We start from the raw sequence: 17,983 nt of genomic DNA, 5'->3' as shown, positions 1-17,983 counted from the left end.
CTTAGCGCTCGGGACGCCATCATTCGCAAAGGCCTGTCACACCCCCATGCAAGCGCTGAGTCCTGATCCCCGAGTCACCATCGACGCAGAGGCGATCCGGACGCTGGATCTGAAACCGCTCGACCCCTGGATAACACAACCACTGGAAACCCTGCTCCAGGCCGGTGCCGCATTAGAGATTCGCTATGCATGGCCGCGCCCTGCCGAAGACCCCCGGGAACTCAGTGAATGCCCAGAACCCAGGCTGTGGGCGCTTAAGGCTGATGCGCAACATCCCTGGCTGCCCCTGCTTCTGGATCGCACCAGCGGCAGCCTCGCGCAACACGTGGCGATGCTGGTTCCCCATGATTTCAGCGCCAGCGAAGGCATTCGCTTCGACCCACAGGCCCTGGAGCTCTGGATCACCCACCGCCTGATGCTGTTGGATCATCTCGGTGCAAGGTCTGGCCAAGCTGGCCAGCAGCGGGGCAATCTGAGCCTGATGGCCGCAAGTTTGGGCTTCGAGTTGGATGCCGGTTTCTGGGAGCTGCTGGATCAGTCGCGGTAAGGGGTAAGGGAACGAACCACCCCGACTGAAGTCGGTCAAATCAAGTCCTTAGAAAATATTTCTCTCTAAACAGGTGTTGCCAGTAGTCGCACTGATGGACGTCAACATCTGGATGGTGCTGGGTTTTCTCCTCGCCGCCTGCTCCGTGGTGGCGAATGACTCTCTGCAGACGCTGGGCACCTACATCTCGTCCAACCGAGCACGGACGCCCAGGTGGATCCAGATGAGCTTCATCTGCACCATCACGCTTGTGGTTCTGGGCTTGGGCTGGAGCATGAACAATGGTGATCCCGCCTGGGGGCGCCTGGAGCACTTTCCCCTCCCTGAAACTTTCACCTGGGTGTACGTCCTGCCACCGTTGGCTGTGCTGGCACTAACAGCCTGGGGAGCCCCTGTCAGCACATCCTTCCTTGTGTTGACATCCTTTGTGCCGAACAACATCGGAAAATTGCTACAGAGTTCGTTATCGGGCTATGTCCTGGCGTTCGGGCTTGGCTGGACCGTCTGGTGGCTGGGGATGTGGATGTTGGAGCGCTGGGTATTCCGGCGGACTCGCGACCACAAGGAATTCAACGCGATCTGGTACGGGCTTCAGTGGTGCTCGACAGGATTTCTCTGGAGCATGTGGATGGTGCAGGACCTGGCCAACATCTTTGTGTATCTGCCGCGCAGTCTGGGGATGCTGCCGATGGTTCTCTGCTCCGTGATTCTCTGCATCGGACTGTGCCTGCTGGTGGTCATCGGCGGCGGACCGATTCAAGGGGTGCTAAGCAGCAAAACCAACATGGCTGATTTGCGCTCGGCAACCGTGATCGACTTCACGTTCGGATTGTGCCTGTTGATCAAAGCAGGCCTGAGCAGCTTTCCACTCAGCACCACCTGGGTCTTCCTGGGATTGATCGGCGGGCGAGAAGTCGCCCTTCGTTTCAAGGAAAAAAGCCTCGATGAGGTGTTCACCAATCGGAACGGAGGAGAGCTCCACCAGATCATTGGCAACGACATTGGCAAAGCGTCAGTCGGTGTTCTGGTCAGCGTGCTGTTTGCGCTTGGGCTCCAACCACTGATCGCCTGGAGCACCGGCTGAGAGCTTGCAATCAAGCGGTTATGCCTGCTGCAAGGCCAGCGCTAGGGCCCGGCGACCACTATCCACGGCCAGCAGCGCCGCCAGCCCTCTGAGCAGCCACGCCAAGGTGCCAGCGCGCACACTGTCGAGCTTTGAGGCCGTCCATTGCGCCGCCACAGCCGCGACGGCTCCGAGCAGCACCCCCAGCATCCACTGACCACGGCCTTCCTGGAGGAACTGAAGGGATGCAGCGGTGGCGGAACAGGCCACCGCCAGCGTGCTCAACCGGATGGCCTGACGAATTGGCACCGACAGCCCGCTCACCATTAACGGCACCATCAACAGCCCGCCTCCCAGTCCCAGCATTCCGCCGGCAAGACCGGCCACGCCGCCCACGGCGGTCAGCCCGGCCAGGCGCAACGGCTGTTGGTCAGGTCTCTCAGTGTCGCCGCGATCACCGCGAATGGTGAACGCCAGCACCACGTAAAGCAGTGATTGCAGCGTCAACAGATGCCAGCCGGCCACCAGGCGTCCCAGCTGGCTGAACACCCAAGCAGTCAGGAAGGCCGCCAGGCCGATGGCAAAAGCGGGCTTGAGCTGCAGTGACCTCGAGCGGAGGTGGATGAAGCTGCCGCCCAGTGCCGTCGGCACGATCGCGAACGTGCTGGTGGCGAGGGCCTGATGCGGACTGAGGCCCATCCAGAGCAGCAAAGGCGCGAAGATCAAACCGCCTCCAATGCCAAGGAGGCCTGCCAAGGCTCCTGCCAGGAGGCCCAGAGGCACCACCAGCAACACATCCGTCAAAGTCATCGCCGCCATGACGCAGCCTGCATCCTGCCGGTCCGAACAACGGAACAGCGGGCGCATGGTGCCGAATCTTGCGCTCGACGGTGCCGAACAGATGGCATTGGATGCCTTGTTGCTGGAGGAGTGCTGGAGGTCAGAGCAACGATCCCCAGTCATTCGGTTTTATCAGTGGCGTCGCCCAACGCTCTCCCTGGGCCGGCATCTTCGTGAGCTTCCTGACCGCTGGCATCAGCTCGCCAATGATGGGCAAGTGGTGCTGGTTCGACGTCCAAGTGGGGGCGGAGCTGTGCTGCATGCCGGCGGACTCACCTATGCCTTGATCTGGCCCATGGCCCCTCGCCAAGGCAAAAAGGCCTATGCAATTTTGAACAATTGCATCCGGCGTGGATTCCAACAGCTCGGGGTCAGCCTGAGATCGGGGGATCATCCTCAAGACGCTGGCGGATTCAACTGCTTTGCCCGCTCAACCCTGGCCGACCTTGTGGATGAAGACGGCAGCAAACGGATCGGCAGCGCTCAGTTTTGGCAGCACGGTCACCTGCTTCAGCATGGGGAAATCCCACTGACACCGCCTGTCACCCTCTGGAGATCTCTCTTCAAGAGCCCACCACCGCAATGGCATCCCAAGCCCCCCTCTGCACAGGCGGTGGAAGACGCACTGATGACGGCCTTCAAGAAGCCGTGGCCTGGCTTGGAATGGATCAGCCTCCCGATCAGCGCCGCCGAGCGCGTGGATCTCCAAACCAGAGCTCCCCTCTACCGGGTGGGGGCATCTGGGCTTTGATCCTCCAAGAGCCCAGAAGACTTCATGCTCTTGACCACTTGCGCAAGAGGCATGCCGAAGGGATAGGTATTGGAGCGACGGGCAGCGGTCAGCATTCCATCGGGAAGTTTCACAGATAGACCTTTGAGCACGGCTTCTCCGAGATCACAACGATCGAGGGTTCCGCTGGGGAGTCCTGCAGGACCAAGAACCAACAGACGGCCCTGCGCGCTGGACTCCAGTGCAATCACCGCCTTCCAAAGGGGGGCTGACTGCTGAATCGATGGCAGACGGTCGAGGGGCTCGAGATGATCAGCGACGGTCTGTCGGTCCCACTGCTGAACTGGCAAATCCTTGAGCGGTTGATCGGTGATGAAACCGATCCAACGCCCTTCTCGACACACCAGCACCCAGTCGGGAAGGCTTTGGTCGCCGTCTTCCGTCGCTCCAAGACGAAGTTTGCTGAGGCTGCGCAAGCTCTGACCGGCCTCCACCACACGAAAACGGCGCGCCGTAGCAGGGCCAACGGTTTCGCGCTTGAGCACCTGTTGAAGAGCCAGGGTCTGCGTTTGACTGCGCGAGGCGCCCATCCCGAACCAGCCCAGGAGCACCAACCAGAAGCCTGAGAAACCACCGCCGCGCAGCACAATCCAGAAGCCGAGCATGATCGCGAACAGCGACAGGAAACGTCCGCTCGCGGTTGCTACCTGAATGCCGCGGCGCTGACTTCCGGTCCATTGCCAGACAAGGGACTTAAGAATCAGGCCGCCATCCAGCGGCAACCCTGGCAACAGATTGAAGATGGCCAGCACCAGATTGAGCCAGCCCAGCTGCGTCAACAGATTTCCCAGCAACTGACTGACGTGATTGCCGGGGTGGGAGGCTGCCAGCAGGATCAGCCCCAGAATCAAGCTGACCGCTGGCCCGGCAGCGGCGACGCGCAACGACCCCATCGCTGTGGAGCATTCACGCTCCACCCGTGCCACTCCCCCCATCAGGAAAAGAGTGATGCTGCGCACCTTCACCCCTTCACGCAGGGCCACCAGCGAATGGCCCAATTCATGGAGCAACACTGAAACAAACAGCAGCAAGGCGGTGACCAGACCCATGAACCAGCTGATCCAGACCGTGCCACTGGTGTCCGGCATGGTGCTGGCCACCTGCTGCTGAAACGCCATCGTGAATAACACCAGGATGATGAACCAGCTGGGGTGAACCCTGAGAGGGATCCCACCGATACGCATCAATTGCCAGCCATCACCCACGTGTTTTTCCGGCAGGAGTGGCCGGTCTCGTTGCCTCAATCCTAGAAAGGACCCTCAACTGCCTTCCCTTCATGGTCGACCAGGGCCTGTCCCTCAAGATCTGCGGTCTCACCGACAGCGATCAGGCCTGCGCGATCGCTGCCATGGGTGTGCAGGCCATCGGTGTGATCGGCGTTGCAGGGACACCACGATTTGTCGGGGAAGAACGACGGCGGGCCATCTTTCAGCGCCTTGCTGTAGAACATCCCTCCGTTCAGCGGGTCTGGGTAGTGGCTGATCTCAGCGAAGAGGAGCTGGGATCCACCCTTTCAGGAGAGGGCCAACCCTCTGTGATTCAGCTGCATGGGCAGGAATCACCGCAGTACTGCGAGCAACTCAGACGACGGTTCCCGCAGATTGGCTGGTGGAAAGCGCTGCGCCTGCGCGGTGCACAGGATTTGAGCCGGCTTGACACTTACTCCGATTGCGTGGACGCGCTGTTGTTGGATGCCTGGAGCCCGTCCCAACTGGGAGGAACAGGACACCGGTTGGACCCTGCCTGGCTGAAGCAGGTCGATGACCGCATCAATCAAGCAACACCCTGGTGGCTCGCAGGGGGTGTCAGTGGGGAGTGGGTGCCCACCCTGTTAGAGCAGGTGCGCCCTTTCGGGCTGGATGCATCCAGCCGGTTGGAAGAACGCCCCGGCGTCAAGAATCTCAGCTTGGTAGAAGAGCTGGTGCAGGCCGTGGAGCCTTATCAAGCCTCATCAACGTGATCGGGTTCTGTTTGATCGATGGAACAAATCAGCACACGATCAGGTGCAGAGCAGAGCTTCCTGCTGACGCACCAACTCAAAGAATTCCTGCTTGAGGCTTGGGTCGTGGCGGAAGTCGCCACGAACAACGGAGTTCACCATGCTGGTTTGCGGCTCCTGCACACCACGCCATTTCATGCAGTAGTGCTGAGCTTTGATGATGATGCCGAGACCTTGGGGCTCGCAGAGCTTTTCGATCTCGTCGGCAAGAATCATCACAGCTTCCTCTTGGATGTGGGGCCGTGAGAACACCCAATCAGCCACACGTGTGAATTTGGAGAGTCCGATCACACGGGCGCCGGGTTTGATTCCGATCCAGCAATTGCCCATGATCGGCACAAGATGGTGGGAGCAAGCGGATCGCACCGTGATCGGTCCAACGGTGTAGATCTCATCCAGCTGCTTCACATTGGGGAAACTGGCGACCTTGGGTTGCTGGTGATACCGGCCTTTAAACACTTCCTGCAGGTACATCTTGGCGACCCGCTCAGCAGTTTCAGCTGTGTTGTGATCGTTTTCGGTGTCGATCACCAGGCTGTGCAACAGGTCGCGCACACGGTCAGCCACTTCCACCTGGAGTGTTTCAAGCTCACCAGGAAGCAAGTGATCAGCGATGTTGTCGTTAGCCAAAAACGACACCCCACGCTGGCGCAACCGCTCACGAATCACCTCGGAGATCTTGGCCTCCGCGATCGGGAATTGACTTTTGCTTGGGGAACTGCCGCGCAACGTACCGAGAGCAACACCGTTGCCGTTACTGGAAGTAGGGAGTGTGGAAGTCATCTCTTTCAGAATTCAAAAGGCGCCGGTGGCTGGCATGAGAGTGAGGTCCTCAACGACCTGTGTGGCAGGTTGTTGAGCAAGATGAAGAAGTGCTGCAGCGGCCTGATTGACGGGCAGCATCGCACGCCGATCAAAATCGCTGTCAACCGTGGGTGAATCCCAGAGGGACGTGTCCACAGCCCCGAGCGTGAGCGTGCAAGCACGGATTCCGTTGGATCGCTCCTCCTCTGCTAAGCAACGGGTGAAACTGGCCAAAGCAGCCTTCACCGTGCAGTAAGCACCCCAACCGGGGAAGGCATTGCGAGCAGCATGACTGCTCACATTGATGACCAAGCCACCTGCAGGTCGCATCGAGGGAACAACGGCAGCAGACACCTGATACACACTGGTGAGGTTGAGCTGCATGAGCCAGTTCCAGCGCTCCAGAGGCATCTCCAGCAAGTTCCCAGTCCAGGCCGCACCGGCGTTATTGATCAACACCGAAGGACGAAGGCCCTGACTGAGCAATGTCTCGATCCCAGGTGCAATGGCAGAGGGATCCGTGAAATCGATGGATTGGTGAATCACGCGTGATCCACCCGATCTCAGCTCGGACGCCAGCGACTGAAGAGCAGCTTCACTTCGTGACACCAGAAGTAAGTCCCAGCCAGCGTCAGCGAACGCTTTTGCTGCTGAATGACCGATACCACGTGATGCACCAGTGATCAGGACTGAGGGCAAGAAATCGGTGCAAACCGAAGCACACTAGGCAGCGAAGTTACTTTCCGGCGAGGCCACATCTAGAAAACGGCCCATCGCTCGGAATTTCCGGTAGCGCTGATCTTTCAGCTCGTCTTCGGAGAGTGACAGCAGATGATCGAGATGACGATTCAGAGCAATGCGCAGCGTTTCACCGGCCTCGAGTGGGGCCCAGTTGTTACCACCGGCCGGCTCCTCCAACACTTCATCCACGACACCAAGGCTGAGCAGATCCTTGCCGGTGATCCTCAGGGCAGCCGCAGCATCGGAGGCTTTGGCGGCATCCCGCCAAAGAATCGATGCGCAGGCCTCCGGGCTGGCCACGGTGTAGACACTGTGCTCAAACATCAGCAGTCGATCAGCCACACCGATTCCCAGCGCTCCACCCGAGCCGCCTTCACCGATCACCGTGGCAATGATCGGCACACGCAGTCGGAACATTTCGCGCAGGTTCACGGCAATGGCCTCGCCCTGACCCTGCTCCTCAGCCAGAAGTCCCGCATAGGCACCCGGCGTATCGATGAAAGCGAGGATCGGAAGGCCGAAGCGATCCGCATGCTCCATGAGCCGCAGAGCCTTCCGGTAGCCACCGGGAGTGGCCATCCCGAAATTACGCGCCACATTCTCCTTGGTGTCGCGTCCCTTCTGGTGGCCGATCAACAGCACGGAGCGGTCTCCCAGACGACCAATCCCGCCGATCAGAGCCTGGTCGTCACTGCCTCGGCGGTCACCATGCAATTCAACCCAGTCGTCACAGAACATCTGGATGAAATCCAGTGTGCTGGGACGATGAGGGTGGCGCGCCACCTGAATTTTCTGCGCTGGGGTCAGCGACTGGAAGATTTCATCCCGGCGGCGTGCCGCAAGGGTTTCAAGTTGAAGCAGCTGCTGACTCACATCAACCTCGGAATCCCTTGCCAGCTGACGGATTTGCTCGATCTGCTGTTCGAGCTCAACCAGGGGTTTCTCGAAATCAAGCAGCGGGCGTCTGGCCATGGGAGAACGCGGAACGAAGGTCAGGCAATGACAGCCTGAGGCTGCCCTTGGAGATTGAGGGTGGAGAAACCGTGGCGAACGGAAGCCGCCCCAATGAAATCCATCTTCTCAAGCGTGATGTTGTTGCGTCCCCAACTGAAGTTGGTGTGGCACTCCTCGAACTCGAGCAGCATGGCTTCAGCGAAGCAAGCAAACATCTGCCGCTGAGGTTTCTCCATTTCGGCGATTTCCATCATCGTCCAGCCGATGTCAGTGCCGAATTCGACAATGCCTCCCTTCAGCACATGAACGCCTTCGCTGGCAACCTTGGCGTCCAGGTTCTTGGGATAGCCACCGTCGATCATCAGACAGGGTTTGCGCAGTGAAGCGGAATCAATCTCAAGCGTGCGTGGCATGCTCGCCACCCAGACGACCACATCGGCTTCAGGGAGGGCTTCATCCAAGGTGAGGATTCTTCCGCCACCGAGCTCGGCCTGGAGATCCTGGAGAGGTTGCTGTTGGCGTGCGACCAGCAGCAACTCACCCACACCGGTGCGGTTTGCGAGCCAGCGGCAAACAGCACTGCCGATGTCACCTGTCGCACCCACAACAGCCACTTTGGCTTGCGTCAGATCGATTCCCAGCAGCGGAGCATTGTTCTCAACCTGACGACTGATCACCCAGGCCGTGTGGGTATTGCCCGTGGTGAAACGCTCCCACTCCAGGGTTGTTCTGCGCACGTGCTGGTGCTGGAGCAGGTTGAAATTCTCGAAAATGATGGAGGTGAATCCGCCCAGAGCCGTAATGTTGATGCCCTTTTTCTGCGCCAGCTCCATGGCGTTGAGCACCTTGCGCCTCGCCGTCTTGAAGCGGCTGAGCATCTCCGGCACAAAGCAGGAATCGATGTAAGCACCGGTGATGATTTTACCCGTGGCGCTTGTCACCTCGACATGCTCGACAAGCTGGGGTGGTGCGCTGCACCACACGTCAAGATCGCCGTCGGCGATGTGATCGAACCCAAGTTCTGAAGCCTTCCGCCTCGCCGCTTCAAAGCTTGTGGAGTGTCCGATCAGACCAAACATGTACCGCCGAAGGTCGTATGTGAACGCATGGAACAAGAACTCACCACGAAGGTGGGCTGATCGATCATGGTCCCACGAAGGCACGTGCCCTGCAAAACGTGCCTGTGAAGAAACCGGACATGATCGGCGAATCCAGGACTGAAAAGCCTGGCGGATCAGACCGCAAGAGCGGCTGCGGCCATGCGGGCAATGTCACGGCCGGTGAAGCCGATCTCACCAAGAGCTTCCTGATAAGCGATAAGGAAATCTTCAATCAAATCTTCCTTTTCCATGTGCAGAACAGCGGCGTCTTCAGCCACCTGATCAAGCATGGAGCGAATCAAAGGGAGATTGGCCTTGTTGGCCTCCATGAGCTCATCCTTGCTGGCCTCAAAGTTGGCTTTGAGCCACTCCTGGCCGTAGTTCAGATGGGTGTACTCGTCTTTGACCACACCCTCAGTGATCTTGCGGGCAAAGGGATCTGCCACAGGGATGTAGATGTGATAAGCGGAAATCGCAAACGCTTCGATCAACAGGGCCTGAATGAGCAGGCAGGTCACAACCTTGCCCTCTTTGAAGGCGGCTTGGAAGTTGCCATGCAGCGGGCCGAAGAACTCCTTAGCGAAGGGAAGATCGGCCTCAACACCCAGGTTGCGACCGCAGGACGTGAAGCCTTTCATGTGCTTCATCTCCATCCGAGCCAATCGCGTCAGCTCATCAGCCTGATCGGGGATCAAGGTGCCCAACAAAATGTAGTTGTCATGAGCCTCCTGCTCACCCTCAATCACGATCGCGTTGATCCGGCTGTAAGCGTCCTTGTACGCCTCAGTTGTGAAATCGGGCAGCTGTTGAGCTGCTTCATCCCGCTCCTCCAGGACGGCGACGTCAGGGCTGACGGGAGTCGGCATGGATCTTTCCACAACGGTCAATGGAAGCGACTGTAACCAGTGCCACCGTCAATGGATGTTCCGATTGATGATCCTCAGATACGTCGTGGGTCCGCGCGGGGTGGCCAGGATGACGCCAAAAGACTGGTGAACAGGGTCTTCCAGTGCCGAATGAGTTGCGTCTGCAACTGATGGCCCAGGGCGGAATCGGCACCACGGCTGTCACCCACGACACCGGACTCGCTGAGATCAGCCGTGAACCAAGCCATGGGCGAATCTCCTTCGAGACTCCAGCCCTCGGGGGGCGTAGAGCTGGAACCAGCGCTGGAATGATCCCCGTCTGCCGGTCGTTCACTTCCCACCAGCGTGGGTTCCAACGCGAGCATCAAGCTGGTTTCCGCCAGGCCTGCGTGCAGGCCATGCCTCAACTCATGGTCGGGAAGCAAATCGCTGAGCCCGGAGACACCGCTCCAAATGAAGCAGGGCAGAACGGCCATGGACGGTGATTGAGCCGCCAGTTCACGGGCCGCGGCCTGCAGCAGGCCAATTTGTCCGCCATGGGCGTTGAACAGCACCAATCGCTTCACTCCCTGTTCAGCCAGCTGACCACCCACGTCCTTGATCAGGTCGATCAGAAGGTCGGCGCTCAGGCTGACGGTGCCGGGAAAACCTCGATGTTCCGGTGAAAAACCAATGGTTTGTGGGGGCAGAGACCAGATCGGCAGATCTTGCGAGAGTTCCCTTAGAACGGCATCAAGGATGCGCTCAGCGAACAGCGCATCGGTCGCCAGGGGCAACTGGGGGCCATGTTGTTCCATGGCACCAAAGGGCCAGACCAACGTTGCACCGGGGCACTGAAGCGCCTTGGCCGCATCAGGCCAGGGCATGCAATGCAGCCGTTTGACTGTTTGAACTTCACCGGACTGCATCCTGAATCAACCTCCTGCTGTCAGACTGTCTGGCCAAGGACGATGGGTCCCATGGCCGGAACAGAACGTCAGATTTCCCGCCCGGATGGTGGCAAAAGTGCCGCTTCTTCCGCGCAACCACCCCGCAAACCGCTGCAGGTGATGCACATCAGCAAGCGTGAGGAACAGGAGCGTTTGCGCAAAGAAGCCGAACAAGCCAGAGCAGCTGCTGATGCTGCCGCTGCGCGAGCAGAAGAGCTGGAACAGGCCGCTCTCGCAGCGGAAGGTGGCCAGGCTGGGACACCCAAGGCACCATCAGCCCCAAGGGCACCTCAATCCCCTGCAGCCCCGGCCCTTGGAGCACCTTTCAGAAACCCTGATGATGATGACCTGGCGGGCATGACCATGGCGGACCTGCTGGGCCCTGCCGATGCCAACCGTCAATCGAACCCATCCAAGGCCGGGGCGGCCGCCGTCAGCCGAAGTGTCGATGACTTCGATTTCGACGAGGATGCATTCCTGGCGGCTTTGGATGCCAATGAACCGGTGGGAACCACCGGGGAAGTGGTCACCGGCACCGTGATCGGCATGGAAAGCGACGGTGTGTATGTCGACATCGGCGGCAAGGCGCCGGGCTTCATGCCCAAGAACGAGTGTGGCCTTGGCGTGATCACCAACCTCAAGGAACGGTTTCCGAAGGGTCTGGAAATTGAGGTTCTGGTGACGCGCGAACAGAACGCTGACGGCATGGTCACCATCAGCTGTCGTGCCCTGGCGTTGCGCAAGAGCTGGGACAAGGTGCGTGAACTTGAGAAGGAAGGCAAGGTGGTCCAGGTCAAGGTGACCGGCTTCAACCGCGGGGGTGTCACCTGCGATCTCGAGGGCCTGCGGGGCTTCATCCCCCGCTCCCAGCTCCAGGAAGGCGAGAATCATGAAGCCTTGGTGGGCAAAACCCTTGGAGTGGCCTTCCTCGAGGTCAATCCTGAAACCCGCAAGTTGGTTCTCTCTGAGAAGCGAGCAGCCACGGCCGCCCGTTTTTCAGAGCTGGAAGTTGGTCAGTTAGTGGAAGGCCATGTCGCTGCCATCAAGCCCTATGGGTTGTTCATCGACCTCGGTGGGATCAGTGGCTTGCTGCACCAATCGGTCATCACCGGCGGCAGTCTGCGCTCCTTGCGCGAAGTGTTTGACCATGGCGATGCCGTGAAGGCCCTGATCACAGAACTCGATCCAGGGCGGGGTCGAATCGCACTCAATACAGCACTTCTGGAGAACCAACCCGGTGAGCTGATTGTTGAGAAAGACACAGTGATGGCTGAAGCAGCCGATCGTGCTAATAGAGCCCGTAACGTCCTCAGACAGCAGGAACAGTCAGCTGGATGATCACAGCTCCGCAGTCCGCCGGTGACACCGGTGCAAAATCCGGGTCCGCACGCGAAGCGGACTGGGAACTGGATTTTTATTCCAGGCCAATCCTGGAAGCCGACGGCAAGAAACGCTGGGAGCTATTGATCATCAGCACCCCCGACATCAGCCACAGCGATTGCTTCCGATTCGCCAAGCGATGTCCAGCAAACGAGGTGAATTCCACCTGGCTCGCCGCAGCTCTGCGTGAAGCGATTGCTCAGGCTGAAAAGGAGGGATGGAAAGCACCCCGACGATTGCGAGCTTGGCGCAGTGCCATGCGAACAATGGTGCAGCGAGCCGCCACTGAATTGAAGCTGGAGATGGTGTCCAGCCGACGGACCTACGCGCTGCTCGACTGGCTTGAAGAGCGGGAAAAAACGGTTTACCCGCAAGAGGAAGGATTCATGGCCGGACCGCTGGCTCCACCGCCATCTCCGGTCGTGACACCCCCGCTTCCCCTGCCTGAAGCGGTGCGTGGTGATGCCTGGAGCTGGGCTGGTCTTCCCCTGGGAAGCTTGAAGGAAGCCGGAGAGTGGCCCCTAGGGTTCAACGGATTGCTGCCGGTGCCTGCGGCTCTGGATCTGAATCAGCAGGTTCCCGGATTACGACTATTCAGTCGCACCAGGGCTCTTGCCTTGGCGGGGTGGCTTGGCGGTCTTGAGCCTGTGCGGCTTCGCGTCAGTGCCAGTCAGCTGATCCTTGACGCAGGTCAGGACGATTCCTGGCTGGTGAGTGATCTGGCTCCACAGGAAGCCGGACAGATCGCAGAGGCCCTGAAGCAGTCCTGCCAGGACGTGCGGGGACTGCAGTTCATCGCCATCCAGAGCGCTCCAGACAGCGAGAAGTTTGAGGGCTTCTGGATGTTGCGAGATCAACCTGAACCATGAGTCCCCTGCACGGGGCACATGCCGACTTGGGCGACGATCCATTCGATCGACCTGATAGCCGATTCAACACTTTGCAGGGTTGGAGCTGGATCGGTTGTTACGGCGGCTATTACTTGCAAGCCAATCACCTGCAAGAGGCTGGTTTTGAACATGGATTCTTCACGCGCCGCTGGCATGGTCGTGGACCTGACGAACTGGCCGGTTATCTCTCTGCGGGGGTGAGTGTGCATCGTCCCCAGCAGGTGCACGGCGCTGTTGTGATCGAGGCTTCGTCGGCGACCGGATCGCCCTGGCCGAATGCCGACGGTGTGGTGAGTGATCGCGGCGGCCAAAGCCTGTGGGTCTGCGGAGCCGACTGCACTCCTGTGCTTCTGGCGGATCCAGTCAGCGGTCATGCCGCCGCCTGCCATGCCGGCTGGCGCGGAGTCGCCCGTCGAATCCTTGATGAAGCGATCCTGCGGCTTGAACAACGAGGGGCATGCCGCGAGTCGCTCCTGGTTGCCCTGGGACCTGCCATCAGTGGAGAGCACTACCAGGTGAACAACAGCGTGGCGCTTGAGGTCGGCGCCTCACTGGACGGAACCAGCCATACGATCGCTGACCTGGAAACCCTGAAGGTCGTCACGCCCGATTCCAAGGACGGCCACTGCCGCCTCGACATCCGAGCAGCCGCCAGGCTTCAGCTTCAGCATGCCGGTTTGGAGGCCAGCAAGATCGCCATGTGTCCGTTGTGCACGCTGAGTGAACCAAGCCTGTTTCATTCCTGGCGCAGGGATCAGGTCAAGGCCGTGCAGTGGAGCGGCATCGTTGGCCAGGCTGCAGAGTCAACTTTCTGCTGATGCAGCAGCTGTCGTTGCGAGAAGACGCAAGGCCACTGCTTCGGCTGCCCGAATGCCATCAATTGCAGCAGACAGAATTCCGCCGGCAAAGCCGGCACCTTCACCGGCAGGGGTGAGGCCGAACACATTGAGCGACTCCAACTGCGCATCCCGCGGGATGCGCAGTGGAGAAGAGGTTCGGGTTTCTACTCCCGTCAAGACGGCATCGGGATGGCCATAACCGGACAGCTTGGTGTCAAATGCGGGCAGCGCTTCGCGCAGGGCCTCCACCATCGCTTCGGGCAGCAGATCAGCCAGATCGGTTGGCGTGACCCCCGGCTGATACGAAGGATCAACGGTGCCGAGACGTGTTGAAGGCCGAGCTGCCACGAAGTCTTCGAGCCGCTGCACCGGTGCGCTGTAATCCTCACCCCCAAGCCGAAACGCCGCGGATTCCAATTGCCGTTGAAACGTCAGACCGGCTAACGGATCACCTGACCATCGTTCGTGGGGGATCAGATCGGCATCCAACACCGGCATGACCAAACCGCTGTTGGCATTGCGCTCATTGCGGGAGTGCTGGCTCATGCCGTTGGTGACCACGCGGCCAGGCTCGGATGTAGCACCGACCACAAAGCCACCGGGGCACATGCAGAAGCTGTAGACGCAACGGCCGTTGCTGGCGTGATGCACCAGCTTGTATTCAGCAGCTCCCAGAAGAGGATGGCCGGCACTATCACCCCAACGGGCCCGATCGATCAACGACTGCGGATGCTCGATGCGCACGCCGATGGCAAATGGCTTCCGTTCAAGTGCCACCCCCGTTTCCTCCAGCATCGCGAAGGTGTCTCGAGCCGAATGCCCAGGGGCAAGCACCACCTGACTGCAGGCAAGCTCACTGCCATCGGCCAGTTGCAGAGCCCGAATCCGCCATGGCTTGCCGTGATCGAATCCTGAAGGTTCCAGAACCAAACGGTCGACGCGCGCTCCGAAGCGCACCTCCCCGCCCAACGCTTCGATCTTGCTCCGCAAACCTCGCACGACCGTTGCCAGCTTGAACGTGCCGATGTGAGGCCGATGCATGGTAAGGATGTCGCGATTGGCTCCGCACTCCACCAGTTCCTCCAGCACCTTCCGTCCGTAATGGACAGGGTCACTGACCTGGCTGTACAGCTTGCCGTCAGAGAAGGTGCCAGCGCCCCCTTCCCCGAACTGGGCATTGGATTCAGGCTGGAAATCCGACGTGCGCCTCCAGAAGCCAAACGTGTCGAGGCTGCGCTGTTTGACGGGTTGACCCCGTTCCAGCAGCAGCGGTCGAAAGCCCATCTGAGCCAGCAGTAGCGCTGCGAAATAGCCGCAGGGACCGGCACCGATCACCACAGGACGTGCCAGATCCTCACCGTTCTGACGCGATGACGCATGAGCCACAAAGCGATAGCGCTCGTCGGGCGCCAGGCGGATGCGACGGTCGGACGCGCGGCGGCGCAGGAGCGCCTTCTCGCCGCGCACGTTCACATCCACGCTGTAAATCACGCGGATCCGATCGCGGCGACGGGCATCAATGCTCCGTTTCACCAAATGTTGTGAGATCAGACGCTCACGGGGAACTCGCAGACATCGGAGTACAGCCTGCTCCAGATCCTCATCCGTGTGATCAAGATCAACCCTTAGCTCGCTGAGGCGCAGCACGAGCCGTCTCCCATCAGACCCCAGTGGAAACCTTACCGACCGGACATCAGCCGGGTGGGTTGATGTTGGATGACATCTGACGGATCGATCCTGTGTGCGGAATCGGATCCCCCATCGTTGCTGCCCCTGGATTCAGCCGCAAAGTTGGGGACCATGACGCAGGAACCCCCTCCAAAACGCTTAAGACTGATCGGACTCGTCTGTCTCTGTCTCCGAACCGGTGGAACCGCTTTGAAACACCAAGGCCAGCAATCCCGCGGACAGCAAGAGGCCGCCAATCGTCAAGGCCAGTGAGCGGTTGCCCGATGCGGCATCAGCCCAGAAAGCTCTGCTCAGAAACGCTGATCCAAGCAGCACGCAGGGCACCATGACCACCCCGGAGGCAATGCGGTTGCGCGCCATCTCAGCCTTCGAGACAGGTGGATTGAGCCAGACCTTCCTGAATCAGGGCCGCTCCGAGATCCAGTTCATCCCCTAGGGGCGTGACCCTGGCTATGAGCACTCCATCAGCGGAGCCCTTGGGGCGGAGGTTGACGCGACGACGGCGGGGGAGTTCAGCGCGCAGCCAGTCTTGAGCGCGTTGCTGATCGTCGACAGCCACATCAATACAAGCCAATTGAACGGTGTAATTACGGTTCCGGTCACCGACCTGCAGCAATGTGGCCGAACGCACCTGCAGCACTTCGGCCGCATGGGATGCGAGCGGTTGACTCAGCAACAGCAGCAGACCAATGATCAGACCCAACAGCCGATGGATTTTCACTGGGCAGCAGCGCTGGACGACGAGGAGCCAAGATCTTGAAACGCCAACTCAGGATGGGTCGGCAGTCCGACCATCTGAGCATTGCTGCAGCCAGGTGGAACCATGGGGTAGCAATTTTCTCCGCGGCGCACGCGCACATCAATCACGGTCGGATTGGGAGATGCGAAGGCTTTCGCCAGGCCGCTGTGCAGATCCGCGCGATCAACGATTGTCATTCCCTCCACCCCGAAGGCCTGGGCCAGAGCCTGGAAATCAGGCATCCCGTTGTTCATATCTGAAGCGGAGTAGCGCTCCTCGTAGAAGCTTTCCTGCCACTGACGCACCATGCCCTGCCACTGGTTGTTGACGATGACCACCTTCACTGGCAAGCGGTATTGAGCCAAGGTTCCTAGTTCCTGGATGTTCATCAGCACGCTGGCATCACCAGCGATGCAGACCACCTGACGATCGGGGCATGCCACCTGGGCACCGAGAGCCGCAGGCACCCCAAATCCCATCGTGCCCAGGCCGGCGCTACTGATCCAGCTGCGGGGCCCGTTGCGCAAATACTGGGCGGCCCACATCTGATGCTGACCCACATCGGTGGTGGCGATGGCGCCGGGAGCCAGATCACGGACAGCCAGCAGCACCTCCTGGGGGTAGATCTCGCCCTCTGAAGGTGGAGTCGTTAACGGATAACGATGCTTCCACTCGCGGATGCGTTCCAGCCAGTTGGCCGTGCGGGGTTCGGGAGAACGCCGCAGGCTGAGATCCACCATGGCCGACAAGCTGGCACCCACATCGCCAAGAACGGCGACATCAGGGCGACGGTTCTTGCCGATTTCGGCGGGATCGATCTCGCAATGGATCACCCGAGCCCGGGGGGCGAAGGTGTCGAGCTTGCCTGTGACCCGGTCATCAAATCGAGCGCCGACAGCAATGAGAAGGTCGCAGTCTGTGACAGCGAAGTTGGCGTAAGCCGTGCCATGCATCCCCAGCATGCCTAGAGCCAAGGCATGGTTCTCATCGAATGCCCCTTTACCCATCAGGGTGGTGGTGACCGGGATCTGATAACGCTCTGCCAACAGGCGGATGCTGTCGTGAGCTGACGCAGCGATGGCACCACCACCGACGTAAAGCAGGGGACGATCCGCTTCAGCAATCAGATCGAGGGCCGCCTCAATCGACTGGGGATCGGGAGATGGTGTGGATGCGAACCCTGCCGGCACCACCGAACCGGGCTCAACAGGCACGTAGTCGAATTCTTCCTGGCCCACATCTTTGGGGATGTCGATCAGAACCGGGCCTGGGCGACCCGAAGCGGCGATATGAAACGCCTGGGCGACCACCGAAGCGAGATCAGCAGGATTACGCACCACCCAGGAGTGCTTCACAATCGGAAGGGTGATGCCGAAAATGTCAGTTTCCTGAAACGCATCGGTGCCGATGGCCGTGCGCGGCACCTGTCCGGTGATCACCACCATCGGCACAGAATCCATCTGAGCGGTGGCAATCCCCGTCACCAAATTGGTGGCACCGGGCCCAGATGTTCCGAAACAAACGCCGACACGACCCGTAGCTCGGGCATAAGCGTCAGCAGCGTGCGTCCCACCTTGCTCGTGACGCACCAGATAGTGACGCAGCCAGCCTTCGCTCTCGGCAACGTGCAACGCGTCATAAATCGGCAGGATGGCGCCACCTGGGTAGCCGAAGATCGTGTCCACCCCATGACGGCGCAGTGCATCCATCAAGGCCTGGGCCCCGGTGATGCGCCGGCTGTCACCACTACTCGACGCTGCATCGGCTTTTGGAGCGGAGGTCAGCGTCACAGCGTTGTCACGAAGAACTGACC

The 17,983-nt window shown here is 59.9% G+C and carries 19 protein-coding genes; 7 read left to right on the top strand and 12 right to left on the bottom strand.

Going from position 1 to position 17,983, the window contains the following annotated elements; all coding sequences use genetic code 11:
- Positions 1 to 46 precede the first annotated feature (46 nt).
- Positions 47 to 547 (top strand): CRR6 family NdhI maturation factor, encoded by a 501-nt coding sequence (locus tag SynA1825c_RS05195; RefSeq protein WP_186470589.1) that lies wholly within the window; start codon positions 47 to 49, stop codon positions 545 to 547.
- A gap of 94 nt (positions 548 to 641) precedes the next feature.
- On the top strand, positions 642 to 1,631 hold the full coding sequence (locus SynA1825c_RS05190; protein WP_186470588.1) for a hypothetical protein: 990 nt from the start codon (positions 642 to 644) through the stop codon (positions 1,629 to 1,631).
- Positions 1,632 to 1,649: 18 nt separating this feature from the next.
- Here the strand turns inward: SynA1825c_RS05190 and SynA1825c_RS05185 are convergent, their stop codons facing one another.
- Positions 1,650 to 2,420 carry a sulfite exporter TauE/SafE family protein gene (locus SynA1825c_RS05185; protein WP_186470587.1) on the bottom strand — a complete coding sequence of 257 codons (771 nt, stop codon included), beginning with the start codon at positions 2,418 to 2,420 and terminating at the stop codon, positions 1,650 to 1,652.
- Positions 2,421 to 2,427: 7 nt separating this feature from the next.
- Here SynA1825c_RS05185 and SynA1825c_RS05180 point away from each other — a divergent pair, with 7 nt between their 5' ends.
- Entirely contained in the window at positions 2,428 to 3,201 is a 774-nt protein-coding gene (locus SynA1825c_RS05180; protein ID WP_186470586.1) for a lipoate--protein ligase family protein, read from the top strand.
- Here SynA1825c_RS05180 and SynA1825c_RS05175 read toward each other — a convergent pair.
- Entirely contained in the window at positions 3,174 to 4,445 is a 1,272-nt protein-coding gene (locus tag SynA1825c_RS05175; protein WP_186470585.1) for a site-2 protease family protein, read from the bottom strand. The two genes, SynA1825c_RS05180 and SynA1825c_RS05175, sit on opposite strands and share 28 nt — an antisense overlap.
- A 71-nt stretch (positions 4,446 to 4,516) precedes the next feature.
- Between SynA1825c_RS05175 and SynA1825c_RS05170 the strand changes: the two genes are divergently transcribed.
- Positions 4,517 to 5,200: a phosphoribosylanthranilate isomerase gene (locus tag SynA1825c_RS05170; protein WP_186470584.1), complete on the top strand. Its 684-nt coding sequence runs from the start codon at positions 4,517 to 4,519 to the stop codon at positions 5,198 to 5,200.
- 39 nt (positions 5,201 to 5,239) lie between these two features.
- Here the strand turns inward: SynA1825c_RS05170 and folE are convergent, their stop codons facing one another.
- The 6 genes from folE to SynA1825c_RS05140 all read right to left on the bottom strand — a co-directional run bounded on the left by folE (position 5,240) and on the right by SynA1825c_RS05140 (position 10,570).
- Entirely contained in the window at positions 5,240 to 6,022 is a 783-nt protein-coding gene (folE, locus tag SynA1825c_RS05165; protein WP_186470583.1) for a GTP cyclohydrolase I, read from the bottom strand.
- Between the two features lie 12 nt (positions 6,023 to 6,034).
- Positions 6,035 to 6,742 carry an SDR family oxidoreductase gene (locus SynA1825c_RS05160; RefSeq protein WP_186470582.1) on the bottom strand — a complete coding sequence of 236 codons (708 nt, stop codon included), beginning with the start codon at positions 6,740 to 6,742 and terminating at the stop codon, positions 6,035 to 6,037.
- Positions 6,743 to 6,766: 24 nt separating this feature from the next.
- The gene (locus SynA1825c_RS05155) at positions 6,767 to 7,756 is read right to left on the bottom strand and encodes an acetyl-CoA carboxylase carboxyltransferase subunit alpha (protein WP_186470581.1); all 990 of its coding nucleotides are present in this window, start codon (positions 7,754 to 7,756) and stop codon (positions 6,767 to 6,769) included.
- A 20-nt stretch (positions 7,757 to 7,776) separates the two neighbouring features.
- A complete protein-coding gene (locus tag SynA1825c_RS05150) occupies positions 7,777 to 8,817 on the bottom strand; it encodes a long-chain acyl-[acyl-carrier-protein] reductase (protein ID WP_186470580.1) in 1,041 nt (346 codons plus the stop codon).
- 155 nt (positions 8,818 to 8,972) lie between these two features.
- A complete protein-coding gene (locus tag SynA1825c_RS05145; protein ID WP_186470579.1) occupies positions 8,973 to 9,704 on the bottom strand; it encodes an aldehyde oxygenase (deformylating) in 732 nt (243 codons plus the stop codon).
- Positions 9,705 to 9,778: 74 nt separating this feature from the next.
- The gene (locus SynA1825c_RS05140; RefSeq protein ID WP_255478456.1) at positions 9,779 to 10,570 is read right to left on the bottom strand and encodes a creatininase family protein; all 792 of its coding nucleotides are present in this window, start codon (positions 10,568 to 10,570) and stop codon (positions 9,779 to 9,781) included.
- A gap of 93 nt (positions 10,571 to 10,663) precedes the next feature.
- Here SynA1825c_RS05140 and SynA1825c_RS05135 point away from each other — a divergent pair, with 93 nt between their 5' ends.
- Genes SynA1825c_RS05135 through pgeF form a run of 3 tightly spaced genes read left to right on the top strand, consistent with a single transcriptional unit; the run spans position 10,664 to position 13,721 of the window.
- Positions 10,664 to 11,971 (top strand): S1 RNA-binding domain-containing protein, encoded by a 1,308-nt coding sequence (locus tag SynA1825c_RS05135; protein ID WP_186470577.1) that lies wholly within the window; start codon positions 10,664 to 10,666, stop codon positions 11,969 to 11,971.
- Positions 11,968 to 12,882 carry a Tab2/Atab2 family RNA-binding protein gene (locus tag SynA1825c_RS05130; protein ID WP_186470576.1) on the top strand — a complete coding sequence of 305 codons (915 nt, stop codon included), beginning with the start codon at positions 11,968 to 11,970 and terminating at the stop codon, positions 12,880 to 12,882. Before SynA1825c_RS05135 ends, SynA1825c_RS05130 begins: the two co-directional genes overlap by 4 nt.
- Positions 12,879 to 13,721: a peptidoglycan editing factor PgeF gene (pgeF, locus tag SynA1825c_RS05125; protein WP_186470575.1), complete on the top strand. Its 843-nt coding sequence runs from the start codon at positions 12,879 to 12,881 to the stop codon at positions 13,719 to 13,721. Before SynA1825c_RS05130 ends, pgeF begins: the two co-directional genes overlap by 4 nt.
- Here the strand turns inward: pgeF and SynA1825c_RS05120 are convergent.
- The 4 genes from SynA1825c_RS05120 to ilvB form a co-directional block, all read right to left on the bottom strand.
- Positions 13,707 to 15,389 carry an NAD(P)/FAD-dependent oxidoreductase gene (locus SynA1825c_RS05120; protein WP_186470574.1) on the bottom strand — a complete coding sequence of 561 codons (1,683 nt, stop codon included), beginning with the start codon at positions 15,387 to 15,389 and terminating at the stop codon, positions 13,707 to 13,709. The two genes, pgeF and SynA1825c_RS05120, sit on opposite strands and share 15 nt — an antisense overlap.
- Positions 15,390 to 15,569: 180 nt before the next feature.
- Positions 15,570 to 15,791, bottom strand: coding sequence for a GIVxVP protein (locus tag SynA1825c_RS05115; protein ID WP_186470573.1), 222 nt, complete (start codon positions 15,789 to 15,791; stop codon positions 15,570 to 15,572).
- A gap of 1 nt (position 15,792) precedes the next feature.
- Positions 15,793 to 16,146, bottom strand: coding sequence for a nuclease (locus SynA1825c_RS05110; protein WP_186471037.1), 354 nt, complete (start codon positions 16,144 to 16,146; stop codon positions 15,793 to 15,795).
- Positions 16,147 to 16,148: 2 nt separating this feature from the next.
- Complete coding sequence (gene ilvB, locus SynA1825c_RS05105; protein ID WP_186470572.1) at positions 16,149 to 17,960, bottom strand: biosynthetic-type acetolactate synthase large subunit; 1,812 nt, start codon at positions 17,958 to 17,960, stop codon at positions 16,149 to 16,151.
- Positions 17,961 to 17,983 lie beyond the last annotated feature (23 nt).

The sequence above is a fragment of the Synechococcus sp. A18-25c genome (assembly GCF_014280035.1).
Taxonomy (GTDB): Bacteria; Cyanobacteriota; Cyanobacteriia; order PCC-6307; family Cyanobiaceae; genus Synechococcus_C.
This window is presented reverse-complemented; position numbering and strand designations above follow the sequence as displayed.